Source organism: Streptomyces sp. cmx-4-9, assembly GCF_046548835.1.
GTDB lineage: Bacteria > Actinomycetota > Actinomycetes > Streptomycetales > Streptomycetaceae > Streptomyces.
In genome coordinates, this window is record NZ_JAEBEE010000008.1 from 121,266 (window position 1) to 146,676 (window position 25,411).

Annotated in this window: 22 protein-coding genes; 10 read left to right on the forward strand and 12 right to left on the reverse strand. The window is 73.7% G+C overall.

Annotation, left to right across the window (positions count from 1 at the left end):
- Nucleotides 1-38: 38 nt before the first annotated feature.
- The 4 genes from ACLJTM_RS24740 to ACLJTM_RS24755 form a co-directional block, all read right to left on the reverse strand.
- Nucleotides 39-662: a GntR family transcriptional regulator gene (locus ACLJTM_RS24740; protein ID WP_411106247.1), complete on the reverse strand. Its 624-nt coding sequence runs from the start codon at nt 660-662 to the stop codon at nt 39-41.
- Between the two features lie 131 nt (nt 663-793).
- Entirely contained in the window at nt 794-2,635 is a 1,842-nt protein-coding gene (sucB, locus tag ACLJTM_RS24745) for a 2-oxoglutarate dehydrogenase, E2 component, dihydrolipoamide succinyltransferase (RefSeq protein ID WP_411105909.1), read from the reverse strand.
- Nucleotides 2,636-2,688: 53 nt separating this feature from the next.
- The gene (lpdA, locus tag ACLJTM_RS24750; protein WP_411105910.1) at nt 2,689-4,077 is read right to left on the reverse strand and encodes a dihydrolipoyl dehydrogenase; all 1,389 of its coding nucleotides are present in this window, start codon (nt 4,075-4,077) and stop codon (nt 2,689-2,691) included.
- Nucleotides 4,078-4,374: 297 nt separating this feature from the next.
- Nucleotides 4,375-5,901, reverse strand: coding sequence for a leucyl aminopeptidase (locus ACLJTM_RS24755; protein ID WP_411105911.1), 1,527 nt, complete (start codon nt 5,899-5,901; stop codon nt 4,375-4,377).
- Between the two features lie 357 nt (nt 5,902-6,258).
- Here ACLJTM_RS24755 and ACLJTM_RS24760 point away from each other — a divergent pair, with 357 nt between their 5' ends.
- The 5 genes from ACLJTM_RS24760 to ACLJTM_RS24780 all read left to right on the forward strand — a co-directional run bounded on the left by ACLJTM_RS24760 (nt 6,259) and on the right by ACLJTM_RS24780 (nt 13,138).
- Nucleotides 6,259-8,286, forward strand: a complete 2,028-nt coding sequence (locus ACLJTM_RS24760) for a hypothetical protein (protein WP_411105912.1) — start codon at nt 6,259-6,261, stop codon at nt 8,284-8,286.
- A 136-nt stretch (nt 8,287-8,422) separates the two neighbouring features.
- Complete coding sequence (gene pelF, locus ACLJTM_RS24765) at nt 8,423-10,000, forward strand: GT4 family glycosyltransferase PelF (protein ID WP_411105913.1); 1,578 nt, start codon at nt 8,423-8,425, stop codon at nt 9,998-10,000.
- Complete coding sequence (locus tag ACLJTM_RS24770; protein ID WP_411105914.1) at nt 9,997-11,592, forward strand: hypothetical protein; 1,596 nt, start codon at nt 9,997-9,999, stop codon at nt 11,590-11,592. Before pelF ends, ACLJTM_RS24770 begins: the two co-directional genes overlap by 4 nt.
- A gap of 50 nt (nt 11,593-11,642) precedes the next feature.
- Entirely contained in the window at nt 11,643-12,305 is a 663-nt protein-coding gene (locus ACLJTM_RS24775) for a spherulation-specific family 4 protein (RefSeq protein ID WP_411105915.1), read from the forward strand.
- Nucleotides 12,302-13,138 (forward strand): endo alpha-1,4 polygalactosaminidase, encoded by an 837-nt coding sequence (locus ACLJTM_RS24780; RefSeq protein ID WP_411105916.1) that lies wholly within the window; start codon nt 12,302-12,304, stop codon nt 13,136-13,138. The genes ACLJTM_RS24775 and ACLJTM_RS24780 overlap by 4 nt, the downstream gene beginning before the upstream one ends.
- Before the next feature lie 28 nt (nt 13,139-13,166).
- Here the strand turns inward: ACLJTM_RS24780 and ACLJTM_RS24785 are convergent, their stop codons facing one another.
- From ACLJTM_RS24785 to ACLJTM_RS24805, 5 genes are all read right to left on the reverse strand, one after another.
- On the reverse strand, nt 13,167-14,384 hold the full coding sequence (locus tag ACLJTM_RS24785) for a sensor histidine kinase (protein ID WP_411105917.1): 1,218 nt from the start codon (nt 14,382-14,384) through the stop codon (nt 13,167-13,169).
- Between the two features lie 31 nt (nt 14,385-14,415).
- Complete coding sequence (locus tag ACLJTM_RS24790; protein WP_411105918.1) at nt 14,416-15,129, reverse strand: hypothetical protein; 714 nt, start codon at nt 15,127-15,129, stop codon at nt 14,416-14,418.
- Nucleotides 15,126-17,021 carry a phosphatidylglycerol lysyltransferase domain-containing protein gene (locus tag ACLJTM_RS24795; RefSeq protein ID WP_411105919.1) on the reverse strand — a complete coding sequence of 632 codons (1,896 nt, stop codon included), beginning with the start codon at nt 17,019-17,021 and terminating at the stop codon, nt 15,126-15,128. Before ACLJTM_RS24795 ends, ACLJTM_RS24790 begins: the two co-directional genes overlap by 4 nt.
- An 82-nt stretch (nt 17,022-17,103) precedes the next feature.
- Nucleotides 17,104-18,195 carry a nicotinate-nucleotide--dimethylbenzimidazole phosphoribosyltransferase gene (cobT, locus tag ACLJTM_RS24800; RefSeq protein WP_411105920.1) on the reverse strand — a complete coding sequence of 364 codons (1,092 nt, stop codon included), beginning with the start codon at nt 18,193-18,195 and terminating at the stop codon, nt 17,104-17,106.
- A gap of 110 nt (nt 18,196-18,305) precedes the next feature.
- Nucleotides 18,306-19,538: a bifunctional adenosylcobinamide kinase/adenosylcobinamide-phosphate guanylyltransferase gene (locus ACLJTM_RS24805; protein ID WP_411105921.1), complete on the reverse strand. Its 1,233-nt coding sequence runs from the start codon at nt 19,536-19,538 to the stop codon at nt 18,306-18,308.
- 113 nt (nt 19,539-19,651) lie between these two features.
- On the opposite strand from ACLJTM_RS24805, the gene ACLJTM_RS24810 reads away from it, so the two are divergent.
- A complete protein-coding gene (locus ACLJTM_RS24810; RefSeq protein WP_411105922.1) occupies nt 19,652-19,864 on the forward strand; it encodes a hypothetical protein in 213 nt (70 codons plus the stop codon).
- 63 nt (nt 19,865-19,927) lie between these two features.
- Here ACLJTM_RS24810 and ACLJTM_RS24815 read toward each other — a convergent pair whose 3' ends face one another.
- Both ACLJTM_RS24815 and ACLJTM_RS24820 read right to left on the reverse strand, forming a co-directional pair.
- A complete protein-coding gene (locus ACLJTM_RS24815) occupies nt 19,928-20,671 on the reverse strand; it encodes a class I SAM-dependent methyltransferase (protein ID WP_411105923.1) in 744 nt (247 codons plus the stop codon).
- Between the two features lie 65 nt (nt 20,672-20,736).
- Nucleotides 20,737-21,345 carry a DUF3043 domain-containing protein gene (locus ACLJTM_RS24820; protein WP_411105924.1) on the reverse strand — a complete coding sequence of 203 codons (609 nt, stop codon included), beginning with the start codon at nt 21,343-21,345 and terminating at the stop codon, nt 20,737-20,739.
- Nucleotides 21,346-21,620: 275 nt separating this feature from the next.
- Between ACLJTM_RS24820 and ACLJTM_RS24825 the strand changes: the two genes are divergently transcribed.
- On the forward strand, nt 21,621-22,415 hold the full coding sequence (locus ACLJTM_RS24825; protein WP_411105925.1) for a PspA/IM30 family protein: 795 nt from the start codon (nt 21,621-21,623) through the stop codon (nt 22,413-22,415).
- 13 nt (nt 22,416-22,428) lie between these two features.
- Nucleotides 22,429-22,707 (forward strand): PspA-associated protein PspAA, encoded by a 279-nt coding sequence (gene pspAA / locus ACLJTM_RS24830; protein ID WP_411105926.1) that lies wholly within the window; start codon nt 22,429-22,431, stop codon nt 22,705-22,707.
- Nucleotides 22,708-22,885: 178 nt separating this feature from the next.
- Here pspAA and ACLJTM_RS24835 read toward each other — a convergent pair whose 3' ends face one another.
- A complete protein-coding gene (locus ACLJTM_RS24835; RefSeq protein WP_411105927.1) occupies nt 22,886-23,689 on the reverse strand; it encodes a hypothetical protein in 804 nt (267 codons plus the stop codon).
- A gap of 85 nt (nt 23,690-23,774) precedes the next feature.
- Here ACLJTM_RS24835 and ACLJTM_RS24840 point away from each other — a divergent pair, with 85 nt between their 5' ends.
- Both ACLJTM_RS24840 and ACLJTM_RS24845 read left to right on the forward strand, forming a co-directional pair.
- Complete coding sequence (locus tag ACLJTM_RS24840; protein WP_411105928.1) at nt 23,775-24,593, forward strand: adenosylcobinamide-GDP ribazoletransferase; 819 nt, start codon at nt 23,775-23,777, stop codon at nt 24,591-24,593.
- A gap of 37 nt (nt 24,594-24,630) precedes the next feature.
- Nucleotides 24,631-25,368: a response regulator gene (locus tag ACLJTM_RS24845; RefSeq protein ID WP_411105929.1), complete on the forward strand. Its 738-nt coding sequence runs from the start codon at nt 24,631-24,633 to the stop codon at nt 25,366-25,368.
- Nucleotides 25,369-25,411: the final 43 nt, after the last annotated feature.

Here is a 25,411-nt window from a genome sequence, read left to right on the forward strand (position 1 = left end):
GGCACGCAGTGCCGGGCAAATCCGGGCAAAGCGTCCGGTCACGCGCGCGGGGCGCAGCCGAGGACATGCCGCTTCACGAGCAGCCCGATGTCCGGATCCTGACTGCGGAACGCCTCGACGAGCGCCTCGTGCTCCTCCGCATAGGACTTCTGGACCGTGCCCAGCCAGCGGATGGACAGCGCCGTGAACACCTCGATGCCGAGGCTCTCCCAGGTGTGCAGCAGCACGCTGTTCCCGGCGGCCCGCACCAGCTCCCGGTGGAAGCCCACCGTGTGCCGCACCTGCGCCGTGCCGTCCTCGGTGCGGTCCGCCTCCCACAGGGCCGCCACGTGCGGCTCCAGGGCCGTGCAGTCGGCCGCCAGCCGGGGCGCTGCCAGCTCCGCCGCGATCTGCTCCAGGCCCGCCCGGACCGGATAGATCTCCTCCAGGTCGGCCGCGGAGAGGTTGCGCACGCGCACGCCCTTGTTGGGGGCCGACTCGATCAGCCGCAGCGTCTCCAGCTCGCGCAGGGCCTCCCGTACGGGCGTCTGGCTGACCTCCAGCTCCACCGCGATGCGGCGCTCCACGATCCGCTCGCCGGGCTTCCAGCGGCCGCTGACGATCCCCTCCACGATGTGCTCGCGGATCTGCTCGCGCAGCGAGTGCACGACGGGTGGGGTGATCATCCGGGCTTCATCTCCTGAGGGCTGGCAGGGGCTCGCGGGACCTGATGCGTAGACAATACGGCGGCGCCCCCGTCCGGAAGTATTCCGGACGGGGGCGCCGACGGTGAGGCTGGTAACAAGCCGACCGGTTACAGGCCGAGCTCGACCTCGAACTCGCCGGCCTCCAGGATGGCCTTGACGGCCGAGAGGTACCGGGCCGCGTCCGCGCCGTCCACCAGGCGGTGGTCGTAGGACAGGGTCAGGTACGTCATGTCGCGGATGCCGATGTTGGTGCCCTCGGCGGTCTCGACGACCACCGGACGCTTGACCGTGGCACCGATGCCCAGGATGGCGACCTGGTTCGGCGGCACGATGACGGTGTCGAACAGCGCACCGCGCGAGCCGGTGTTGCTGATGGTGAAGGTCGCGCCCGACAGCTCGTCCGGCGTGATCTTGTTGCCGCGGACCTTGGAGGCCAGGTCGGCGGTCGCCTTGGAGATGCCCGCCAGGTTGAGGTCGCCGGCACCCTTGATGACCGGGGTCATCAGGCCCTTCTCGGAGTCCACGGCGATGCCGATGTTCTCCGAGTCGAAGTAGGTGATCGTGCCCTCGTCCTCGTTGATCCGGGCGTTGACGACCGCGTGGGCCTTCAGCGCCTGGGCCGCGGCCTTGACGAAGAACGGCATCGGGGACAGCTTGACGCCCTCACGGGCGAGGAAGCCGGCCTTGGCCTTCTCGCGCAGCTTCATGATCTTGGTGATGTCCACCTCGACCACGGAGCTGAGCTGCGCCTGCGAGTGCAGGGCCTTCATCATGTTGTCGCCGATGACCTTGCGCATGCGGGTCATCTTGACGGTCTGGCCCCGCAGCTCGGAGACCGCGGCGGCCGGAGCCTTCGCGGCGGGAGCGGCGGCAGCCGGCGCCGGGGCGGCCGCAGCGGCCTTGGCGGCCTCGGCGGCGGCCAGGACGTCCTGCTTGCGGATGCGGCCGCCGACACCGGTGCCCGAGACCTGCGAGAGGTCCACGCCGGACTCCGAGGCGAGCTTGCGCACCAGCGGGGTCACGTACGCGCCCTCGTCGCCGGCGGAGGCCGGAGCGGCGGGAGCAGCCGCGGCCGGAGCAGCCGGGGCCGGGGCAGCCACCGGGGCGGCAGCCTGGACCGGAGCCGGGGTGGCGGCCGGAGCGGGCTGGGCCGGAGCGGCCGGAGCCGGAGCCGCAGCAGCGGGCGCCGGAGCGGCCGGAGCGGGGGCGGGAGCCGGGGCGGCGGCCGGAGCCGGAGCCTGGGCGGGGGCGGCGGCCGGGGCGGCAGCGGCCGGAGCCGGAGCGGCGGCCGGGGCGGCGCCCGCGACACCGATGACGGCCAGCCGGGCACCGACCTCGGCGGTCTCGTCCTCGCCGACCAGGATCTCCAGCAGCGTGCCGGCGACCGGCGCCGGGATCTCGGTGTCGACCTTGTCGGTCGACACCTCGAGCAGCGGCTCGTCCGCCTCGACGGACTCGCCGACCTGCTTCAGCCAGCGGGTGACGGTGCCCTCGGTGACGGACTCGCCCAGGGCGGGGAGCACGACGTCGGTGCCCTCGGCCGAACCGCCGCCCGCGGCCGCGTCGGCGGTCGGGGCCGGAGCCTCGGAGCCGGCCGGGACCTCGGTGGACGGTGCGGCCTGCGGGGCCTCGGCGGCAGGGGCCTCGGCGGCAGGTGCCTCGGCGGCGGCCGGCTCGGCCGCCGGAGCGGCGGCCTCGGCCGGGGCGCCGGAGCCGTCGTCGATGACGGCCAGCTCGGCGCCGACCTCGACGGTCTCGTCCTCGGCGACCTTGATGGAGGCCAGGATGCCGGAGACGGGCGAGGGGATCTCGGTGTCGACCTTGTCGGTCGACACTTCGAGAAGCGGCTCGTCGGCCTCGACGCGCTCGCCCTCGGCCTTCAGCCAGCGGGTGACAGTGCCCTCGGACACGCTCTCTCCGAGCGCCGGAAGGGTTACGGAAACCGACATGGTTTCAGTTGCTCCTAACGAATGTGCGGAAGTGGTCGTCGCGCCCGTGACGATCAGTCGTGGGAGTGAAGCGGCTTGCCGGCCAGGGCCAGGTGGGCCTCGCCGAGCGCTTCGTTCTGGGTCGGGTGCGCGTGGATGAGCTGCGCGACCTCGGCCGGCAGAGCCTCCCAGTTGTAGATCAGCTGGGCCTCGCCGACCTGCTCGCCCATCCGGTCACCGACCATGTGGACGCCGACCACGGCACCGTCCTTGACCTGGACGAGCTTGATCTCGCCCGCGGTCTTGAGGATCTTGCTCTTGCCGTTGCCCGCGAGGTTGTACTTCAGGGCCACGACCTTGTCCGCGCCGTAGATCTCCTTGGCCTTGGCCTCGGTGATGCCGACGGAGGCGACCTCGGGGTGGCAGTAGGTGACGCGCGGGACACCGTCGTAGTCGATCGGGACGGCCTTGAGGCCGGCCAGGCGCTCCGCGACCAGGATGCCCTCGGCGAAGCCGACGTGCGCGAGCTGGAGGGTGGGGACGAGGTCGCCGACGGCCGAGACGGTCGGCACGTTGGTCTGCATGTACTCGTCGACCAGGACATAGCCGCGGTCCATCGCGATGCCCTGCTCCTCGTAGCCCAGGCCCTGCGAGACCGGGCCGCGGCCGACGGCGACCAGCAGCACCTCGGCCTCGAAGGTCTTGCCGTCGGCCAGGGTCACCCGGACACCGGTATCGGTGTACTCGGCCTTGTCGAAGAAGGTGCCGAGGTTGAACTTGATGCCGCGCTTGCGGAACGCGCGCTCCAGCAGCTTCGAGCTGTTCTCGTCCTCGACCGGCACGAGGTGCTTGAGGCCCTCGATGACGGTGATGTCGGAGCCGAAGGACTTCCACGCGGAGGCGAACTCGACGCCGATGACGCCGCCGCCCAGCACGATCGCGGACTGCGGAACGCGGTCCAGGACCAGCGCGTGGTCGGAGGAGATGATGCGGTTGCCGTCGATCTCCAGACCCGGCAGCGACTTCGGCACGGAGCCGGTCGCCAGCAGGATGTGGCGGCCCTGGATGCGCTGGCCGTTCACGTCGACGGAAGTCGGCGAGGAGAGGCGGCCCTCACCCTCGATGTAGGTCACCTTGCGGGAGGCGACCAGGCCCTGCAGGCCCTTGTACAGGCCCGAGATGACCTCGTCCTTGTACTTGTGCACGCCCGCGATGTCGATGCCCTCGAACGTGGCCTTGACACCGAACTGGGCGGCTTCGCGAGCCTGGTCCGCGATCTCGCCCGCGTGCAGCAGAGCCTTCGTGGGGATGCAGCCGTTGTGCAGGCAGGTGCCGCCGAGCTTGTTCTTCTCGATCAGGGCAACGTCCAGACCCAGCTGGGATGCGCGCAGAGCCGCGGCGTAACCGCCACTGCCACCGCCGAGGATCACTAGGTCGAAAACGGTGCTGGCGTCGTTCGCCACGTCACGTCCTCCATGCATGTGCGCCGGGCACCGGTCCTCAGTGACCGGGCGGCGGCTGGTAATCGGCCGCTAGTTGTTCGGCCCTGTGGTGGGGGCCCTGTCCTGCCGAGAACCCATCTTCGCATTTGTCGGGGGAACGCGGGACGCCGGGCCCACCCTGGGGGAGGGCGTTCTGCCCGATGCGCGGGTTACCAGTGCGTAGAAACCTACGGATTTCGTTGAGGGTGAACACGCCTCAAGCCCCGATCGAGTGTACGACCGGGGCTTGAGACATGGGACACAGTGGTCCGGGGCCGGTCAGCCCAGGTCGCCCGTGGCGGTGCGCTCGGCGAGGCGCACCAGGGTGCGCACGGCGGAGCCGGTGCCGCCCTTGGGGGTGTAGCCGTAGGGCGCACCCTCGTGGAAGGCCGGGCCGGCGATGTCGAGGTGGGCCCAGGTGATGCCCTCGCCGACGAACTCCTGCAGGAAGAGGCCGGCCACCAGGCCGCCGCCCATCCGGACGCCCATGTTGGCGATGTCGGCGGTGGGGGAGTCCATGGACTTGCGCAGGTCCGCGGGGAGCGGCATGGGCCAGGAGGCCTCGCCGACCTCCTCGGCGATCTCGTGGATCGCGGTGCGGAAGGCGTCGTCGTTGGCCATCACGCCGAAGGTGCGGTCGCCCAGCGCCAGCACCATGGCGCCGGTCAGGGTGGCGACGTCGACGATCGCGTCCGGGGCGTCCTCGGAGGCCTTGGTCAGTGCGTCGCCCAGGACGAGGCGGCCCTCGGCGTCGGTGTTGAGCACCTCGACGGTCTTGCCGCTGTACATCCGCAGCACGTCGCCGGGCTTGGTGGCGGAGCCGGACGGCATGTTCTCGGCGAGCGCGAGCCAGCCGGTGACGTTCACCTGGAGGCCCAGCCGGGCCACCGCGACCACGGAGGCGAAGACGGCGGCGGCGCCGGCCATGTCGCACTTCATGGTCTCGTTGTGGCCGGCCGGCTTCAGGGAGATGCCGCCCGAGTCGTAGGTGATGCCCTTGCCGACGAAGGCCAGGGTCTTCTGCGCCTTGGGGTGGGTGTAGGTGAGCTTCACCAGGCGCGGCGGGTTCTCGGAGCCCTTGCCGACGCCCATGATGCCGCCGTAGCCGCCCTTGACCAGCGCCTTCTCGTCCAGGATCTGGACCTTGACGCCGTTCTCCTTCGCGCTTGCGGAGGCGACCGCGGCGAAGGCCTCGGGGGTGAGGTCGTTCGGCGGGGTGTTCACCAGGTCGCGGGCGATGTTGACCTCGCGGGCGACGACCGCGGCGCGCTCGACCGCGGCCTTGTGCTCCTTGTCGCGCGGCTTGGCGCCCAGCAGGACCACCTCCGCCAGGGGCTGCTTCGGGCCGCCGTCCTTCGCGGCCCGGCCGCCGCCCTGGTAGGCGGTGAAGGCGTACGCGCCGAGCAGCGCGCCCTCGGCCACGGCGGTCACCGCGGAGGCGTCGTCCAGCGGGAGGGCGAAGGCGGCCTTCTTGCGGCCGTGCAGGGCCCGGGCCGCGGCGCCGGCCGCGCGGCGCAGCACCTCCTCGTCGAAGGACTCGTCCTCCTCGGGCACGGAACCGAGCCCGACCGCCAGCACGACGGGGACCTTGAGGCCGGCCGGGGCCGCCAGCTTGGTGACCTCGCCCTCCGAGCCCGAGGCGCCGAGGGCGTCGAGCACGGCGGCGAGCTTTCCGTCGTACGCCTTGTCCACGGCTTCGGCGCCCTGGGCGACGACGGGACCCTTGGGGCCCTTCGCCACGCCGACCACGAGGGCGTCGGCGCGCAGCGTCGCCGGGCCGGCAGTGCTGAGAGTCAGAGCAGTCACGGTGGTGAAGTCTCGCTTCCGTTTGTGTGTGGGGTGCTGCGGTCGCGTCAGGGTCGCCGGCCGCTCCGCAGCGATCGTATTCGGGCCCGTCGGCCGCCGGAAATGAGCCTACGCGTAGCCACTCGTCCGTACGTCACTCGAAGGTTTGGCAAGTTGTTCGATCGGAGGGCCTGCAGATTCACCCATCTGTGGTCTCTGTTCCAGGTTTGCCCCGTAGACCTGACGAGGTCCGGGAGACTCGGTCCACTCTCGCAAGGGGACGCGGGGTTCCTTTGCATGATTTCCACAGAGCTTCCCCGGTTCGGCGCAACGCCATGGGGCCGGAGTCGAGGGACGCCTGCGGGGGGAAAGGCCGAAATGGTCAACAAGAACCGGATGAACAGGCTCGCCGCCGCATGCGCTGCGGCGGCCCTGATGTCCGTCGCACTGCCCGCCGTGGCCGCCCAGGCGGCCACGGCACCACGCATCGACCTGAAGGTGCTGGTCGTCGACGACGGCGGCAGCTCGGTCGAGGCGATCACCGCGGAGCTCCGGGACACGGGCGTCCCGTACACCCGCGTGCAGCTGGGCAGCGCCGGCCGCCCGGTCATCGACGCCGCCTACCTCAGCGACACGGTCGACGGCCGGCCGCGGGCGAAGTACCAGGGCGTCGTCCTGCCGAACGAGAACCCCTTCGGGGAGGGCTCGGCCGAGATGGCCGCGCTCACCGCGTACGAGACCGCCTTCGGGATCCGCCAGGTCGACGCCTACACCTGGGCCCACCCCGGGGTGGGCCTGGAGTACACCGACAACGGCGGCTACAGCGGGCAGCTCGACGGCACCGCGGCCGCGGTCACCGCCGCCGGCAAGAGCGGCCCCTTCGGCTACCTCGGCGGTCAGGTCGCCTTCGAGGACAACTCCGCCCTGGTCCCGGAGAGCTACGGGTTCATGGGCAGGCCGCGCGCCGGCTACACCAGCTACCTCGACGCACCCGTCGGCTCCGGACGGGCCTCGCTCGTCGGCGAGTACACCCACGACGGACGCAGCGAACTGGTCGTCACCTTCGGCTACAACCAGCACCAGCAGCAGTTCCGGCTGCTGGCCCGGGGCATCGTCGACTGGCTCACCCAGGGCGTCCACCTCGGCCAGAGCCGCAACTACTTCGCGGTCCACGTCGACGACGTCTTCGCCCCCGACGCCCGCTGGAACAAGGAGCTCAACTGCACGCCCGGCGACTACGCCTGCGCCGGCGGCGAAGGCCTGGAGAGCACCATCCGGATGACCGCCGCCGACGCCCAGTACGCGGCCCAGTGGCAGACGTCCAAGAACTTCAAGCTCGACATGCTCTTCAACGCGGGCGCGGGAGAGGAGTGGAAGGCGGAGAACGGCGGCGTCGACGCGATGACCGCCCAGCTGGTCGCCGACCGGGCCAAGTACCGCTGGATGAACCACACCTACACGCACCCGTTCCTCGGCTGCGTCCAGGACACCACCACCTCGCCCTGGACCTGCAAGAAGAACGCCCAGGGCGCCGTCCAGTACATGAGCCGCGCGGAGATCTCGGCGCAGATCCGCGACAACAACAACTGGGCCGCCGCCAGGGGCATCACCACCGACCGCACCGAACTGGTCACCGGTGAGCACTCGGGCCTCAAGACCAACCCGCAGCAGCCCCAGGACAACCCCAACCTCGCCGGGGCCCTCGCCGACAACGGGGTCAAGTGGGCGGGCAGCGACAACTCACGCGAACCCGAGCAGCGCGCCGTCGGCGCCGCCCTGACCGTCCCGCGCCACCCGATGAACGTGTACTACAACACGGGCACCAACGTGGAGATGGCCGACGAGTACAACTGGATCTACACCAGCCGCGCGCACGGCGGCAGCGGCATCTGCGAGGACAACCCGGCGACCTCGACCTGCCTGCCCGCCCCGGTGAACCCCACCACCGGGTACCTCGACCACATCGTCCCGCAGGAGGCCCGGACCGCCCTGCGCCACGTCCTGGCGAACGACCCCCGACCGCACTACGTGCACCAGTCCAACCTCGCCGAGGACCGCACCCTCTACCCGGTGCTCAACCAGGTCCTCGACACCTACCGCGGGCTCTACGCCGCCAGCGCGCCCCTCGTCAACCAGAGCATGAAGGACACCGGCGTCGAGCTCAGCCGCCGCGCCGCCTGGGACAAGGCGGTCGCGGAGAACAAGGTCACCGCCTACCGGATCGGCACCGCCGTCACCGTCAAGGCACCCTCGGGCGTCCTGGCCCCGGTGACCGCGCCCAACGGAACCCGGAAGCAACTCCTGCTCGGCACGGCCGACTTCGGCACCGCCTACGCGGGCACCCGGTCCACCTGGGCCGGACCGGAACTGCTCCAGAGCGCCGTCACGCTCAAGCTGCCCAGCTGAAGCACCCGGACGGCCGCCCGTCCGGCCACGGGCGGCCGCCCGGCGATCCACCGCCCGTACCACCCGTAAGACCCAGCGCCGGCGCTCCGCACACCGCGGACGCCGGCCCCTTTTCCGTCCTGGGGGGACACACCGCATGAGTCATGGGCGTCACGTCACCATGCTCACCGAAGGCACCTATCCGCACGTCCACGGGGGCGTCAGCACCTGGTGCGACCAACTGGTCCGCGGCATGCCGGAGGTCGACTTCAACGTCATAGCCCTGACCGGCTCCGGACGCGAGCCGGTCACCTGGGAACTGCCGCGCAACGTCTACCGCCACACCGCCGTACCGCTCTGGGGACCCGCCCCGGCCGCCGCCGGCCGGATGCCCCTCGGCCGCGGCCGCCGAACGGCGCTGCGGGGCCGGGCGCACCGCCGCTTCACCGAGGTCTACGAGGCCTTCCTGCTGGCCCTGCTGGACCCGCCCGCCGGTCCCTCCGGCCCCGCCTTCTCCGAGGCCCTGCGCGAACTCGCCCTGCTGGCCCGGGCCGGGAAGCTCGCCCCGGCCCTGCGCTCCGAGTCCGTCCTGCGGCTGCTGATGACCGTCTGGACCCGGCCAGGCCTCGCCACCGCCGAGGCGTCCCCGACCATCCACGACGCCCTCACCGCGACCGACCTGCTGGAGCACGCCCTGCGGCCGCTCGCCGTGCGCATCCCGCCGGACAGCGTCGCGCACGCGGTCAGCAGCGGCCTGGCCACCCTCCCGGCGCTCGCCGCCAAGTACCTCGACCAGGTCCCCTTCCTGCTCACCGAGCACGGGATCTACCTGCGCGAGCGCTACCTGGGCTACCGCACCGCCGAACAGCGCTGGCCCGTCAAGGCCCTCATGCTCGGCTTCTACCGCGAACTCAACACCGAGGGCTACCGGCAGGCCGACCTGATCACCCCCTGCAACCGGTACAACCGCCGCTGGGAGGAGCGCGGCGGCGCCGCATCCGACCGGATCCGCACCGTCTACAACGGCGTCGACCCGCACGCCTTCCCCGCGGCCGGCCCCGAACCTGAGGTGCCCACCCTCAGCTGGTGCGGCCGGATCGACCCGATCAAGGACCTGGAGACCCTCGTCCGGGCCTACGCCTTCATGCGCGAGGAGGTCCCCGCCCTGCGGCTGCGCCTCTTCGGGCCCGTCCCGGCGGGCTGCGAGGCGTACAAGCTCCGCCTGGAGAAGCTCGCCGCCGAACTCGGCGTGAGCGACGGGATCACCTACGAGGGCCGCATCGACCAGGTCGCGAAGGCGTACGCGGCCGGCACGGTCGTGATGCTCTCCAGCATCAGTGAGGGCTTCCCCTTCAGCATCATCGAGGCCATGTCCTGCGGACGCACCACGGTCTCCACGGACGTCGGCGGGGTGCGCGAGGCCGTCGGCGACACCGGCCTCGTCGTCCCGCCGCGCGAACCCGAGACCATGGCCCGGGCCACCCTCGCCCTGCTCCGCGACGGCGAACGCCGCGCCGAACTCGGCCGGATGTCCCGTGCCCGGGTGGTGGAGAAGTTCACCCTCCACCAGTCCGTCGACGGCTTCCGGCACATCTACCGGGAACTCGCCGGCCAGCCCGTCCTGCCCGTCCACGAGGGCGACGCCTGGACCCAGCGGCTCGCCGCCCCCTGGTACCGGGAACTCGCCGCGCTGGGCCGCCCGCAGGCGGACGCCACCGAGGGAGGAGCCTGGTGAGCGGGTCCCTCTGGCTCAAGCCGCCCGGCCCGGACGGCGTCCGGGTCCCGGCGGGCCGTGCCGCGGCGGCCCGCCGCGGCACGGCCCCGCCCCCCGGCCCCGCCGACGCCCTGCCGGGCATCCCGCGGCCGCGCCGCGAGGGCCCGGCAGCCGACCCGATGGACGAACTGGCCGCCCGGCTCCGCGTGTTCGTCGCCGCCGCCGTCCACCCCGACGAGATCGCGGCCGTCCTCGAATCCGACGGCATGACCGACGAGTACATCCGGCTGACCTACGGCCGCCACGACTCCTTCGCCCTCGCCGAGGAGCTCTACGACCGGGTGCCCCGGGCCTTCCCGGAACCCGTCGACGTCCCCGACCCCTGGAAGGTCTCCCTGACGGCCTGCCTGCTGCGCGGGGTGATCTTCGCCCTGCCGGGCCTGGCCTACGTCCTCGGCGCACCGCTGCTCGAAGGCCCCCCGGACCGGCTCGGCCTGCCCGCCGGGACGCTCACCCTGCTCGCCGGCGCGCTCATCGGCTGGGTCTGGGACCAGACCCTGTCGCACCGGGCGTACTCCTGGCTCGGCCTCGGCGACCGCGCCGCCGCCGGCCGGACCCTGCTCCTCGGGGCCCCGGCCGGGTCCCTGCTGGGAACCGCCGCCGCCCTGACCGTCCCCGGCGGCCCGCCGTTCTCCTACGCCTTCGCCGCCGGACAGGCCCTCTACGTCGGCGCCGCCACCGTGCTGCTCGTCCTCGGCCGCGAACGCCTGCTGCTGCGCGCCCTCGCCCCGATGGCCGCCGGGGCGGTGCTCGCGCTCTTCGTGGACCTGCCCGTGCCGCTCCGGGTGGCCCTCCTCGTGCTGTCCCTGACCGCCGCCTGCACCCTGGCCGTACGGGAACTGCCGCTGGCCGAGGGCCTGCGGACGGCCGGCCGCCGGATCCGCGGCCGGGCGCAGCGGCGGCCGGGCGAGGGCCCGGTCCGCTGGCAGATGCTGCGCGGGGCCGAGGAGGACTCCCGGCCCCGCGGGCCCCGGCTCGGGGACTCCGTGCCGTACGGGGTGTTCGGCCTCGGCACCGGCCTGCTCGTGCTGTACGCGGCCCTCGGCGAGGTGCTCGCCGGCGGTCCCGCCGAGGCGGTCGCCGCCCCTTCGGCGGTGGCCCTCACCCTCAGCATGGGGCCCGCCGAATGGCTCCTGCACCGGTTCCGCAGCGGCAGCCTCGCCGGCCTCCGGGCCGCCCGTTCGCCCCGGGCTTTCCGGCGCCGGATGCTCACCACGCTGGCCCGCTGCCTCGCCGTCTACCTGCTGGTGCTGCTGGCCCTCGGCCTCACCGGGACCCTGCTCTGGCCGGGCGCCCCGGGGCTGACCGCGGTCCGCGTCGCGACCCTGCTGCTGCTCGGCACCGTGATGTGGACCGGGCTGCTCCTGCAGTCCTTCGGCGCGGTCCGCCCCGCGGCCGTCGTCTGCGCCTCGGCCGCGGTCGCCCAGAGCGCGGCCCTGCTCACCGGTCTGGGCCAACCCCGGCTCGTCCAGCTCGTGGTGGCGGGCGCGGCGGCCCTCGCTCTGGCCACACTGGTGTGCCTGCTCCTCGGACGCGCCACCGCACACCGCTGACCGCCCCCCGCCAGACCCGCCCGACCCCCACGTAGGAGAAGAAGGACGCCATGCTGCTGGTGCCCCTGTACGAGCACCCCGCCGACCGCCCCGAGGCCTGGGAGCGGCTGATCAGCTCCGCCGGCCGGCTCCACTCGGTGGTGCTCAACCCCGCCAGCGGGCCGGGAGACGCTCCCGACGAACGCTTCGCCCGGGTCGCCGAACGGCTGCGGGAGGCGGGGGTGTCCGTCCTCGGGTACGCCGACACCGACTACGGCCGGCGACCGCACGCCGCCGTGGTGCAGGACCTGCTGCGCCACCGCGACTGGTACGGCACCGACGGGGCCTTCCTCGACCAGGCCGCTTCGGGACCCGAGCTGCTGGCGCACTACGGGCGCCTCGCGGTCGCCGCCCGCGCCGCGGGCGTGCGGACCCTCGTCCTCAACCACGGCGTCCACCCGCACCCCGGCTACGCCGAACTCGCCGACCTGCTCGTCACCTTCGAAGGCCCCTGGGACGCCTACCAGGACGCGGGCACGGTGCCCCCCTGGACCGCCGACCACCCCGCCCAGCGCTTCTGCCACCTCGTCTACGCCGTCCCGCCCGGCCCCTCCGCCGCCGGACTCGCCGAGGAACTGGCCGTCCAGCGCGGAGCGGGGGTGCACTGCGCGGTCCCGGGAACCGGCGCGCACCCCTGGGACGCCCTCCCGTACGGCCTGGAGGCGGCGGGATGAACCGATTCCGCTGCCGCCCGCGCACCCGCACCCCGCTGCTGCTCCTCGTACCGCTCCTGCTGCTCGCCGCCTGCACCGCCGCGCCCGGACCGCAGGAGGACGGCGAGAGCCCGCCGCCCGACCAGGTGCCGGGGGAGCGCTGGCAGCCCCGCCCCGGGACGGGCTGGCAGTGGCAGCTCACCGGGAAGCTCGACACCTCGGTGGACGTGCCCGTCTACGACATCGACGGGTTCACCACCACCGAGGAGCAGGTGGCGGGCCTGAAGAAGGACGGCCGCCGGACCATCTGCTACCTGTCCACCGGCGCGTGGGAGGACTTCCGGCCGGACGCGCAGGCCTTCCCGCCGTCGATGCTCGGGCGGGGCAACGGGTGGGAGGGCGAGCGCTGGCTGGACATCCGGCGGCTGGCCGAACTGGAGCCGCTGATCGCCAAGCGGTTCGACATGTGCCGGGACAAGGGCTTCGATGCCGTGGAACCCGACAACATGGACGCCTACCGCAACAGCTCCGGCTTCCCGCTCACCGCCCAGCACCAGCTGGAGTACAACCGGCTGATCGCCAGGCTCGCCCACGACCGGGGGCTGGCGGTCGGCCTGAAGAACGACCTGGACCAGATCCCCGAGCTGGTGGGCGCCTTCGACTTCGCGGTCAACGAGCAGTGCGCCGAGTACGAGGAGTGCGACAGCCTGACCCCCTTCATCGAGGCGGGCAAGGCCGTCTTCCACGCGGAGTACGAGCTGGACACCGACCGCTTCTGCGCCCGCTCGCGCGCACTGAAGCTGAGCTCGCTGCAGAAGAAGTACGAACTGGGCCCCTGGCGGCGCGCCTGCTGAGCGCGCCGGCCGCCGGGGCGGGCCCCGCTCAGAGGGGCAGGACGGCGTGCACCCGGTAACCGCCGCCGAAGCGCGGACCGGCGGAGCAGGACCCGCCCAGGGCGGTGGCCCGCTCCCGCATGCCGAGCAGGCCGTGCCCGCCGCCCGCCTCGGCCGGCTCCGGGGCGGGGGCCGCCGCGGAGCCCCCGTCGTCCAGGACGGTCACCTCCACGCAGGCCCCCACCCGCACCACGCTGACCTCGGCCCGGGCCCCCGTACCCGCGTGCTTGCGGACGTTCGTCAGCGCCTCCTGGATCACCCGGTACGCCGCCAGGTCCACGGCCGCCGGCAGCGGACCCTCCTCGCGGCCCAGCTGCACCATCACCCGGACCGGCAGCCCGGCGTGCAGGAAGGTGTCCACCAGCGCGTCCAGCACGGCCAGCCCGGGCGCCGGCTCGGTCGGCGCCTCCGGGTCCCCGGACTGCCGCAGCAGCCCCACCGTGGCCCGCAACTCGTTCAGCGCCGAACGGCTGGCGTCCCGTACGTGCGCCAGCGCCTCCTTGGCCTGGTCGGGCCGCTTGTCCATGACGTGGGCGGCCACCCCCGCCTGCACGTTGACCAGGGCGATGTGATGGGCCACCACGTCGTGCAGGTCCCGGGCGATCCGCAGCCGCTCCTCGGCCACCCGCCGCCGGGCCTCCTCCTCACGGCTCTGCTCGGCGCGCTCCGCCCGCTCCCGGATCGCGTCGACGAAGGCCCGCCTGCTGCGCACCGCGTCACCGGCCGCCGCCGCCATCCCGGTCCAGGCGAAGATGCCGAGGTTCTCCTGCGCGTACCAGGGCAGCGGGCCGGCCAGCATGGCCACGCCCGTCAGCCCCGCCATGGTCAGCAGTCCGATCCGCCAGGTCGTGGGACGGTCGGTGCGGGCGGCGAGCGTGTACAGGGCGATGACCGCGCACATGACGACGGGAGCCCGGGGCTCCCCGGTGGTCAGCTCCAGCAGCGACAGCCCGCAGGTCACCGCGAGCACGGCGCGCGGACGGCGGCGCCGGAACACCAGGGCGGCGGCGCCCACCAGCATCAGCACGAGGGAGAACGGCTCCGGGGTGCGGGTCCCGAAGGTCGGGCCGTGCGGGCCGTGCGGATCGGCGAAGGAGCCGACGACCATCGCGACGAACGCCCCGAACGCGAGGACGGCGTCGGTGGCCAGCGGATGGACCCGCAGCCACAGCCGGGTGGGCGCGAACGGTCCCAGGTCTGTCGTCACCCGGACACGGTACGGCCTTGCGGGAGCCCGCTCAGCGGGTGTCCGGGGGAGGGGGCCGCCGTCCGAGCGGCCGGCGGGAGCGCTCCGGCCCCCACCGGGCCCGGACCAGGCACACCGCCATCACCGCGGCGATCGCCGCCAGGTGCTCCTTGCCCGCCAGGTTGTTCTTGACCAGCACCTCGCCGGCCATCACCAGGATCACCAGCGCGCCCGTGGCGTACGCCCGGTACCGCCAGCACACGTAGAGGGCGAGTCCCACGACCGCCGCCGAGGGTCCGGTGTCGTTGACGACGCGGTCGGAGTCGGGCAGGCCGAAGGGGTGGCCGGACCCCAGCGACAGCCCGATCCGCGCATAGGTGGTGCCGGCGAGGGTGGCCACGTAGCCGATCAGCAGGGTGCGCCACCAGCCGATGCAGATCTCCGAGATCCCGAAGACGAGCAGGACCTGGGCGAGCGCCCCCCACACCGGCAGGTCCAGGGCGGGCACGAACAGGGACAGGGGGGTCCGCAGCAGCGCGAGCCACAGCGGGTCGGCGGCCTTGACCGAGCCGAGGTTCTGGACCGGTTGGAACCCCCAGGAGGTGTTCTGCACGATCTGGAAGACCGAGGTCAGGCAGACCGCCCCGAGGGTCATCGGGATCGCCCGCCACCCGTCGCGGGCCAGCGCGTCGCGGACGGTCCAGAACAGGGGCCCCCACTCGCGGCGGGCGAACCGCCGCAGAGGGGAAGTGGTCCGCGCTGTCAACGACGGGTCTCCAGGTGTCTGCGGTGCAGCCACTTCGGCAGGCCGGGGGCCTCCAGGAAGCCCTCGGCCCGTCCCGCGGCGATGCCGATCCGCAGCAGGTCCGAACTCTTCTCGAAGAGCATGAACCGCGGTTCCCAGATCGGCCGGTATTTGGCGTTGGCCCGGTAGAGGGACTCGATCTGCCACCAGCGGGAGAAGAAGCTGAGCAGGGAGCGCCACATCCGCAGCACCGGACCGGCCCCGAGCCGCGACCCGCGTTCGAAGACCGAGCGGAACATCGCGAAGTTCAGCGAGACCTGGGTCACCCCGATCTCCCGGGAGCGCTCCAGGAGTTCGATGACCATGAACTCCATCAAGCCGTTCTCGGAGTCCCGGTCCCGGCGCATCAGGTCCAGCGACAGGCCCTTGGGGCCCCACGGCACGAAGGAGAGGACGGCCCGCAGGTCGCCGTTGCCGTCGGTGCACTCCAGCATCACGCACTGGCCGTCGGCGGGGTCACCCAGCCGGCCCAGCGCCATCGAGAAGCCGCGCTCGGTCGCCCCGTCGCGCCAGTCGTCGGCGCGGCGCAGCAGCTCGTCCATCTCCGCCGCCGGGATGTCCGCGTGGCGCCGGATCCGGACCGTGTACCCGGCCCGCTTGACCCGGTTGTAGGCCTGCCGGACGGTCCGCATGGCGCGGCCCTCCAGGGTGAACTCGCCGGTCTCGACGATCGCTTCGTCGCCGAGTTCCAGCGCGTCCAGTCCGTGCCGGGCGTAGATCTGCCCGGCCTCCTCGCTCGCGCCCATCACGGCCGGCACCCAGCCGTGCTCGCGGGCCTCGGCCAGCCACGGCTCGATGGCCCCGGGCCAGGCCTCCGGGTCGCCGATCGGGTCGCCCGAGGCCAGTGAGACCCCGCCGACGACGCGGTAGGTGACGGCGGCCTTGCCGGTGGGGGACCAGATGACGGACTTCTCGCGGCGCAGGGCGAAGTAGCCGAGCGAGTCCCGCTCACCCTGCTTGGCGAGCAGGGCCCGCAGCCGCTCCTCGTCCTCCTCGGTGATCGGGTCGACGGCGCGGCGCGAGCGGAAGGCCGCGAACAGCACGGCGAGGAGCAGCATCATCGACATGACGTTGATGAAGACGTCCACCCAGCCGGGCGGGGTGATGGCGTGGTGGATCCGGTCGTCCGGGGCCAGGGTGACCAGCCGCATCACCCCGTACCGCCAGCGGGCCAGGAAGGTGGCCTCGGAGGCGTGGGGGTCGGTGTTGGTGGCGCCGACGAGCAGGGCCGCGACCAGTGAGGTCACCAGCAGGCCCGCGGCTGCCACGACGGTGGCCAGGGCGGGATTGGAGCGGTCGCCCCGGGCGTAGAACTCGCGGCGGCCCAGCAGCAGCGCGGCGACGAACGCGGCGGTGAGGCCGAGCGAGACCCAGTTCTGCGGGTGGTCGCGGAACTCCGGGTAGCACATGCTCCATTCGCCGCCGGTGCAGGGCGCGGCGGCCGCCACGGCGAAGGCGAGCAGCAGGGCGCCGCTGACCGCCAGGTTCAGGATCCAGGCGGCGCGTTTGCGCCGGCCCATGGTGACGGCGAGGAGCAGTGAGAACAGGCCGGAGGCGAAGCCGGCGGTGAGCAGGTAAGGGGTGTAGAAGTCTGCGGTGTTGTGCCGGCGCAGGTCCTGCCCGAACGAGAGCCACACCGCGCTGAGGAAGTTGACGAAGGTGACGGCGCGCAGGTACCACACCGCGAACGCGGCGCTCCGTCGCGAGCGGGCGCTTCCCCTGCCGGTGTCCCGGCCGCCCCCCGCCCCCCTGCCGGCGGCCTCGCCGCCGGTCTCCCTCTTCCCGGACGCCGTACCGGTCGCCTGTGCGGCGTCCCGGGCGGTCTCTGCGCTGGTCAAACGGACCTCTCCCATAAAAAGCGATCATATGGGGCGTCGCCTTCCACGGTGGCCGCTCCGGGGCCACGGCCTGGTCAGGGCCGGTGGTCCCGGTGGCTCATGCCGTCGGCTGCGGCGCCTGGCTGCCCGGGACCTCGCCCGGGGGCACCCCCGCCGGGAGGTCCGCCGCGAGTGCGGCGGCCGCCTGGACCAAGGGGAGCGCCAGCAGGGCCCCGGTACCTTCGCCCACAGTGACGCCGTGGTCGAGCACGGGGTTGAGTGCCATCCGGTCCAGTGCCTTCGCCTGGCCGGGCTCGCCGCTCGCCTGGCCGGCCAGCCACCAGTCCGGGGCGCGGAAGGCGGCGCGCTGGGCGACCAGGCCGCAGGCCGCCGAGACCACGCCGTCCAGGATCACCGGGGTGCGGCGCACCGCGCACTGGAGCAGGAACCCGGTGATCGCGGCCATGTCCGCGCCGCCCACCGCGGCCAGCAGCGCCACCTGGTCACCGAGGACCGGACGGGCCCGGCGCAGTGCGTCGCGGATCGCCGCGCACTTGCGCATCCAGGCCAGGTCGTCGACCGGCCGCCCGCCGCGGCCGGTGACCACGGAGGCGTCGGTCCCGCACATGGCGGCGACCAGGGTCGCGGCGACGGTGGTCCCGCCGACGCTCAGGTCGCCGAGGACCACCAGGTCCGTCCCGGAGTCGGCCTCCTCGTCGGCGATCCGCATCCCGAGCCGCAGCGCGGCCTCGGCCTCCTCGGGCGTCAGCGCGTCCTCGACGTCGATCCGCCCGCTGCCGCGCCGGACGCGGTGGCGGACCACGTCCTGCGGGAGCAGCCCGGGATCGCAGTCGAGCCCGGCGTCCACGATCCGCACGCCTGCCCCGAACCGCCGGGCCAGGACCGCGACCGGGCTGGCGCCGTCCAGCACGGCGCGCACCAGCTCGTGCCCCGTGGACGCCTCCCGGGCGGAGACCCCCCGGGAGGCGATCCCGTGGTCGGCGGCGAACAGCACCACGCGGGGGCGCTCGACCGGCCTGACCGGCACCTGCCCCTGCGCGGCGGCGAGCCACTCGGCGAGCTCGTCGAGCCGGCCCAGCGCGCCGGGCGGCACGGCCAGCCGTTCACGGCGTTCCTCGGCGTCACGCCGGACGCCCCCGTCGGGGCGCTCGATCAGATCGGAGAAGTCGTCGAGATTCAGCGTGCTCATCTGCCGAAGCGTACAGCCGCCGCGGACCGCCCCCGGGGGGCGTCCGGCCATGATCCACCAGGCGTCCGCGGGCCCCTCCCGCCGGCCTGCGGGCCGCCGGGAGCCGGCCGCTACGGCCGCAGGACGAGGGCCGTTCCCGCGACCACCAGGAGCACCTGCTCGCACTCGCCGGCGATCCCCGCGTTCAGCCGGCCCAGCTCGTCGCGGAAGCGCCGCCCCGAGGCCGTCGCCGGGACCACGCCCGAGCCCACCTCGTTGCTGACGAGGACCACCTGGCGCCGCGTCGCGCGGACCGCGGCCACCAGCTCCGCGGTGCGGGCGTGCAGCCGGGTCCGGCCGCCCTCGGCCCAGGCGGCGTCGTCCCAGGCGCCGACCGAGTCCATCGCGTCCGTCAACCACAGCGCCAGGCAGTCCACCAGCAGCGGCGGACCCTGCCCGGCGAGCAGCGGCACCAGCTCGCACGTCTCCACCGTCTGCCAGGACGCGGGACGCCGCTCCCGGTGCAGGCCGATGCGCTGCGCCCACTCCGCGTCCCCGTCCCGGGCGCCGCCGGTGGCCGCGTACACCACCTCGGGGAAGGCCGCCAGGCGCCGCTCCGCCTCCAGGGACTTGCCCGACCGGGCCCCGCCCAGCACCAGGGTCCGGCGCGGCAGCTCGGGCACCGCGCGGTACTCGCCCGCCACCACGGTGGTGCCGTCCGGCACCGCCCGGGCCCCGGCGGCGGCGCAGCGGCGCTCCAGCTCCGGACCCGGCGGGGTGTCGTGGTCCAGGTGCACGGCGATCACATCGGTGGCCGGGCCGACGGCGCCCGCGGCCCGCAGCCGGGCGAGCGCCTCGGGCCGCCCCAGCACGTCCGCGAGGACCGTGTCGTACGGACGCTGCTCCGGGGCGCCGGAGCCGGACCCGCTCCGCAGGGAGCCCGGCACCCCGGCGGGGGCCCCGCCGGGCGGCAGGTACAGCAGCCGGGTGCCGTCCGGGCCGGTGACCTCGTACCCGGTGCCCGGCGCGTCCATCGGCACCGCCCGCACCCGGTGCCCGGAGATCACCGACAGCTCCTGGCCGTCCGGCACCCGGCCGGCCGCGGGCAGCCCGGGCGGCAGTTCGACGGGGGGCCCGTCGTGCGGGTGGGTCAGCAGGACCTGCCGTACGCCGGCCAGCGAATGCCCCGCGCGGGCGCCGGCCAGGACCGCCCCGGGGGTCAGGTCGAGCAGCAGCGCCCCGTCGACGAGGACGGCGGTGGCGGCCCGGGAGCGGGCGCCGACGCTGAGGGCGCAGGCCGCACAGGGGCAGCCGGGGCGGGGCAGGCCCTCGGGCGTACCGGTGCCGAGCAGAGTGAGTTCCACAGGATGATCCTCCCGCGTCGCCGGGACTGCTGCGCGCCCGGTTACTCTGCGGGCACACTCGAGGCGAGAAGCGCGAGCAGCGTGCGAGCAGCGGACGAGCAACGGAGGCGGACATGGCGTGGACGTGGCGGTTCGAGACGGCCGACGGCACCGAGACGGCCCCGGCGGTGCAGCCGGAGGAGTTCACCACGCAGGGGGATGCCGAGTCCTGGGTCGGCGAGGTGTGGAAGGAGCTGCTGGAGGGCGGCGTGGAGCAGGTCAAGCTGTCCGACGACGGCGGTACCGAGCTCTACACGATGAGCCTGCGCGAGGCCCTGGAGGCCTGAGCCGCGCCGGGTCCGGTCCGCAGCCCGCACCGGGGCTGCGGCCGGTCCCGGCCCGGGACGCGGTCAGCCCCGTACGCCGCACAGGTGCAGCAGTGCGGCGACGCCCCGGTAGGGGTCGGTGCGCCCGGCGCGGTCCTCGGCGGCCAGCAGCCGCTCCAGCTCCTCGTCGGGCGGGAGGGTCTCGCCGGCCTCGGTCCCGTCGGTGAAGACGCGGACGCCGTACCAGGCCTGGAGGGGGGCGCCGATCCCGGACAGCGTGGCCGTGAGCCCCGCCAGCCGGTCGGCGCGCACGTCGAGGCCGAGCCGGTTCGTGTAGTCGGTGCTGTCGAAGGCGGCGAGCGCGCCCTTCCAGTCGCCGCCCAGTCCGGGCCGCATGGCGAGGGCGTCCCCGTTGCGCACCAGCAGGGACAGCAGGCCGCCGGGGGCGAGCATCCGCGCCAGTCCGGCGAGCATGGCGTCCGGCTCGGGCACGTACATCAGCACCCCGTGGCAGAGCACCACGTCGAAGCTGCCCGGCAGGAAGTGCGCGCCGGTCTCGCGGCCGTCGCCCTCCATCAGCCTGACCCGGTCCTGGATCCCGGCGGGCTCCGCGGCCAGCGCCTCGCGGGCGACCGCCAGCATGCCGGGGTCCTGCTCCAGACCCGTCACCCGGTGCCCGGCGCGGGCGAGACGCAGCGCCTGGGTGCCCTGGCCCATGCCGACGTCGAGGACGCGCAGCCGCTGCCCCACGGGGAAGCGCTGCGCGATCTGCTCGTCGACCTGGCGGCCCACCAGCTCCTGGCGGACGGCGTTGCGCAGCCCCCCCAAGCCTTCGAGCCACAGCCGTGCCCCCTCGGCGAAGCCTTCTCCGGGCGCGCCGGGCTTTCCTCGGCTCAGGGCCGTTCCCCGCGCTTGACCTGCGGCTTCGGCAGGCGCAGACGGCGCATCTGGAGGGTGCGCATGAGGCCGTAGGCCACCGCACCGCGGCGCGGCTCCTCCGGGAAGCGCTCCTGGAGCGCCTTGCGGAGGCGGAAGACCAGGCCGATGGAGTCCAGGATGATCAGCACGATCACGCCGAGCCACAGCATCAGCGCGATGCTCTGGATCGAGCTCACCCGCACCATGCTCAGCACCAGGATGATCACGGCGAGCGGCAGGAACATCTCGGCGACCGAGAAGCGGGAGTCCACGTAGTCGCGGACGAAGCGGCGCACCGGCCCCTTGTCCCGGGCGGGCAGGTACCGCTCGTCGCCGTTGGCCAGCGCCTCGCGCTGCCTGGTCATTTCCACCCGGCGGCGTTCACGGGCCCGCTTGGCGTCCTCCTTGCGGTTGCCGGTCGAGGCCACCACGGCCTTGCGCTGCGACTGGGCCACAGCACGCTTCGGCGTAGGGCGGCCCTTCGGGGCCTGCGGATTACGGGGCTGCGAGAGGTCGGCGCTCACCTTGTCGGTGGCGGCGGCCTTCTCTTCCTTGGAGGAGCGGCTACCAAACACAAAACCCAAGCCTACGTGGTGGAAGGCATGGGCCCCACCCCGGCGGGGAACGATCCGGCAACGGCAGGCGTCTTGTGGGTACACGGTTCTCGCGGGTGGGCCCGTCCTCCCGGTCCGCCTCGGGGGCGGACCTCCTCCTTACGCCTGACACGGCGTGGGCGCAGTCGTCCTGGAGGAGGAGCGCATCCGCTCTCGGACAGTGCGGTAATGGAGACAGGGCCCGTACTGTGGGTTCTGTCGGGTGACCTGGAGCACAGTCGTCTAGAAGGGGGCGCGCGAAGCCCATGAGCGGTGTCATGAAGCGTATGGGGATGATCTTCCGCGCGAAGGCGAACAAGGCCCTGGACCGGGCCGAGGACCCGCGCGAGACCCTCGACTACAGCTACCAGAAGCAGCTGGAGCTGCTGCAGAAGGTGCGCCGCGGCGTTGCCGACGTGGCGACCTCCCGCAAGCGCCTGGAACTGCAGCTGAACCAGCTCCAGGGCCAGTCCGCCAAGTTGGAGGACCAGGGCCGCAAGGCGCTCGCCCTCGGCCGCGAGGACCTGGCCCGCGAGGCCCTCTCCCGCCGCGCCTCGCTCCAGCAGCAGGTCAGCGACCTGGAGGTGCAGCACCAGACCCTGCAGGGCGAGGAGGAGAAGCTGACCCTCGCCGCCCAGCGCCTGCAGGCCAAGGTGGACGCCTTCCGCACCAAGAAGGAGACCATCAAGGCCACCTACACCGCGGCCCAGGCGCAGACCCGGATCGCGGAGTCCTTCTCGGGCATCTCCGAGGAGATGAGCGACGTCGGGCTCGCCATCCAGCGGGCCGAGGACAAGACGGCCCAGCTCCAGGCCCGTGCCGGAGCCATCGACGAGCTGCTGGCCTCCGGGGCCCTGGACGACCGCAGCGGCCTCGGCTCCAAGGACGATATCCAGGCCGAGCTGGACCGCCTCTCCGGGGGGTCGGACGTGGAGCTGGAGCTCCAGCGGATGAAGGCCGAGCTGGCGGGCGGCCCGGCCGCGCAGCAGCAGGCCATCGAGGGCGGCGCCCCGGGCGCCGCCCAGCCGTCGCAGACCCGGCACCGGTTCGACAAGCAGTAGGACGGGGCCCGTCATGATTGTCCGCATCATGGGGGAGGGCCAGGTGGCGCTCGGCGACGAGCACCTGGCCGAGCTGAACACGCTGGACGACGAACTGCTCGCGGAGATGCAGGGCGGTGACGAGGAGGGCTTCCGGCGCACGCTGGGCGCGCTGCTCGAAGCCGTGCGGCGCCTCGGCCGGCCCCTGCCCGACGAGGCGCTGGAGCCGTCCGAGCTGATCCTGCCGGGTCCGGAGGCGACGCTGGACGAGGTCAGGGCCATGCTCGACGACGACGGCCTGATCCCCGGCTGAACGCCCCGCGGACGCGCACCGCCGGCAGACGCGCACCGACCCGCGGACGGCACCGCCCGGCGGACGCGCACCGCTGGCGGACGCGCACCGCCCGGCGGACGCGACCGCCCCGCGGACGCGCACCGCCCCGCAGGCGCACCCCCCCCGCGCCGGTCCGCCGTCATGCCCCCCCGCACGCTCAGTGCGGGGCGGGCGGCTCCTTGCCCCCGGTGCGGCCCGCGCCCTGGCCGCCGCGGACGGCCCGCATCGGGTCGGGGGTGCCGCCGATGAAGTTCTCGAATTTGCGGCGTGGCGCCGCCCACCGGCGGTCGTGGTGGAAGGCGCGCAGCCCGGCCTTCGCCCGGGCCCGCGGGCGCCGGGCGTAGAACCTCTTCGCGTACGGCGACCCCGGCCGGGCCAGGCGGGCCGCGCCGATCAGCGCCACGAAGGGGATGACCGTACCGAACACGGCCGTGCGCGCCTTCCCCTTCCACAGGGCGATCAGGGCCAGGAAGAAGTTGGTGGCGGTGTTCATCACGACGAGCCCGCGGCTCTGGCGCTCGTCGTGGGTCAGCTCGTTGACCCCGAAGGGCAGGAAGCCCCCCAGGACCAGGGCGACCACGGCGGCCGTCAGCACCACGATCTCCACGCTCTTGCGGCCCTGCTCGCTCCAGTAGACGTCGTCCAGGTGCAGGATCAGGGCGAACTCGTCCAGGACGAGGCCCGCCCCCAGGCCGAAGATCACGGCCGAGAGCAGGGCGCCGAAGCTGTGGCTGGAGCTGCCGATCGCCCCGAACCCGCCGATGATCACCAGGATCACCCCCGGCACCACGTGGTGGACGTGCAGCCCGCCCGGAGTGACGTTCTTGAAGGGGCCCCGCCCGGCGCGGATCAGCCGGGTGATCACCCGGGTGACGAGGAACGAGAGCACGAACGAGAGCAGGGCGAGCAGCAGGGGCAGTTTCCCGGGCTCGACGATGTTGCGGTACCACCAGTGACCCATCGCACCGGCCCTCTCCGTGGCGGCTCCCCATTTGGTCCGTAATGGGCAATTTACCGCCCACTGTAAGCGGGTAGCGTTCGCGCCGATGACTGATTCGTACGAGGACCTTCCCCTGCCGCCGCCGGAGCGCGCCCGCATCGGCGACGGCCTGCGCTTCGCCTTCGGCACCCTGACCGTGCTGCCCGCCCGCATCACCCGCTGGGACCGGCCGGCCGCCCGCACAGGAATGGCCTGCGCCCCCCTCGCCGGGCTGGTCGTCGGCCTGCTCGCGGCCGTGCCCGGCGCGGCCTTGCTGCTGGGCGGCGCGGGACCGCTGCTCGCCGCCGCCGTCACCGTCGCCGTCCCGGCCGCGCTGACCCGGGGGCTGCACCTGGACGGCCTCGCCGACACCGCCGACGGGCTGGGCAGCGCCAAGCCGGCCGAGGTGGCGCTGCGCATCATGAAGCAGTCCGACATCGGCCCCTTCGGCGTCGTGACCCTGGTGATCACCCTGCTCGTGCAGGTGGCCGCGCTGTCCGAGGTGTACGCGGACAGCTGGGTGCGCGGCGCCCTCGCCGCCGTCACCGCGGCCGTCACCGCCCGCCTCGCCCTGACCCTCGCCTCCCGCGAAGGCATCCCCGCGGCCCGTCCCGAGGGGCTGGGCGCGGCCGTCGCCGGCGTGGTGCCCCGCGGCGCAGCGGCCGCCGCGGCCGTCCTCGTCGTGCTGCTCGCCGCGGCCGCCGCCCTGCCGCTGGGCCTGCCCGCGGCCCTCCGCCACGCGGCGGCGGTCCTGGCCGGGCTGCTCGCCGCGCAACTGCTGCTGCGCCGCTGCGTGCACCGCTTCGGCGGGGTCACCGGCGACGTCTTCGGAGCCCTCGCCGAGGTCGCGGCCGGCACCGCCCTGATCGTCCTCGCCCTGGGCTGAGCCGCCCCGCGCGGGAGGGCCCGCGTACGCTCCTCGCGTGGATCACCAGACGACGGACCCGGCCGCCCCCGCGCCCAGCGCCCCCATCAAGGTCCTGCTCGCCGACGACCAGGCCCTGCTGCGCAGCGCCTTCAAGGTGCTCGTCGACTCCGAGCCCGACATGGAGGTCGTCGGCGAGGCCGGCGACGGGGCCCAGGCCTACGAACTGGCCCGCCGGACCCGCGCCGACGTCGTCCTGATGGACATCCGGATGCCCGGCACCGACGGGCTCGCCGCCACCCGCATGATCAGCGCCGACCCGGAACTCGCGGGCGTGCGCGTGGTGATGCTGACGACCTTCGAGGTCGACGAGTACGTGGCCGCGGCCCTGCGCGCCGGGGCCTCCGGCTTCCTCGGCAAGGGCGCCGAGCCCGAGGAACTGCTCAACGCCATCCGCGTGGCCGCCGCCGGGGACGCCCTGCTGTCGCCGGCCGCCACCAAGGGGCTCATCGCCACCTTCCTCGCCCAGGGCGGCGGAGCCGGCCCGGACCCCTCCGGCGCCCCGGCCGGCGGCCACGCCCAGCGGCTGGCCGCCCTGACCGTCCGCGAGCGCGAGGTCCTCGTCCACGTGGCGGCGGGCCTGCCCAACGACGGCATCGCGGCCCGGCTTCAGGTCAGTCCACTGACCGTCAAGACGCACGTCAACCGGGCCATGGCCAAGCTCGGGGCCCGCGACCGGGCCCAACTGGTGGTCATTGCGTACGAATCGGGACTGGTCCGGCCCCGTACCGACTGACCGGCCGGGACGGGAGCAGCCGGGGACTACTGCGGACGCGGTA

Excerpts from the sequence above, each read along its gene's own strand:
- pelF (WP_411105913.1), top strand. The coding sequence starts at position 8,423 with ATGAGTCATGGGCGTCACGTCACCATGCTCACCGAAGGCACCTATCCG.
- sucB (WP_411105909.1), bottom strand. The coding sequence starts at position 2,635 with ATGTCGGTTTCCGTAACCCTTCCGGCGCTCGGAGAGAGCGTGTCCGAG.
- ACLJTM_RS24840 (WP_411105928.1), top strand. The coding sequence starts at position 23,775 with ATGACTGATTCGTACGAGGACCTTCCCCTGCCGCCGCCGGAGCGCGCC.
- ACLJTM_RS24835 (WP_411105927.1), bottom strand. The coding sequence starts at position 23,689 with ATGGGTCACTGGTGGTACCGCAACATCGTCGAGCCCGGGAAACTGCCC.
- ACLJTM_RS24825 (WP_411105925.1), top strand. The coding sequence starts at position 21,621 with ATGAGCGGTGTCATGAAGCGTATGGGGATGATCTTCCGCGCGAAGGCG.
- ACLJTM_RS24760 (WP_411105912.1), top strand. The coding sequence starts at position 6,259 with ATGGTCAACAAGAACCGGATGAACAGGCTCGCCGCCGCATGCGCTGCG.
- ACLJTM_RS24795 (WP_411105919.1), bottom strand. The coding sequence starts at position 17,021 with ATGGGAGAGGTCCGTTTGACCAGCGCAGAGACCGCCCGGGACGCCGCA.
- cobT (WP_411105920.1), bottom strand. The coding sequence starts at position 18,195 with ATGAGCACGCTGAATCTCGACGACTTCTCCGATCTGATCGAGCGCCCC.
- ACLJTM_RS24775 (WP_411105915.1), top strand. The coding sequence starts at position 11,643 with ATGCTGCTGGTGCCCCTGTACGAGCACCCCGCCGACCGCCCCGAGGCC.
- pspAA (WP_411105926.1), top strand. The coding sequence starts at position 22,429 with ATGATTGTCCGCATCATGGGGGAGGGCCAGGTGGCGCTCGGCGACGAG.
- ACLJTM_RS24780 (WP_411105916.1), top strand. The coding sequence starts at position 12,302 with ATGAACCGATTCCGCTGCCGCCCGCGCACCCGCACCCCGCTGCTGCTC.
- ACLJTM_RS24810 (WP_411105922.1), top strand. The coding sequence starts at position 19,652 with ATGGCGTGGACGTGGCGGTTCGAGACGGCCGACGGCACCGAGACGGCC.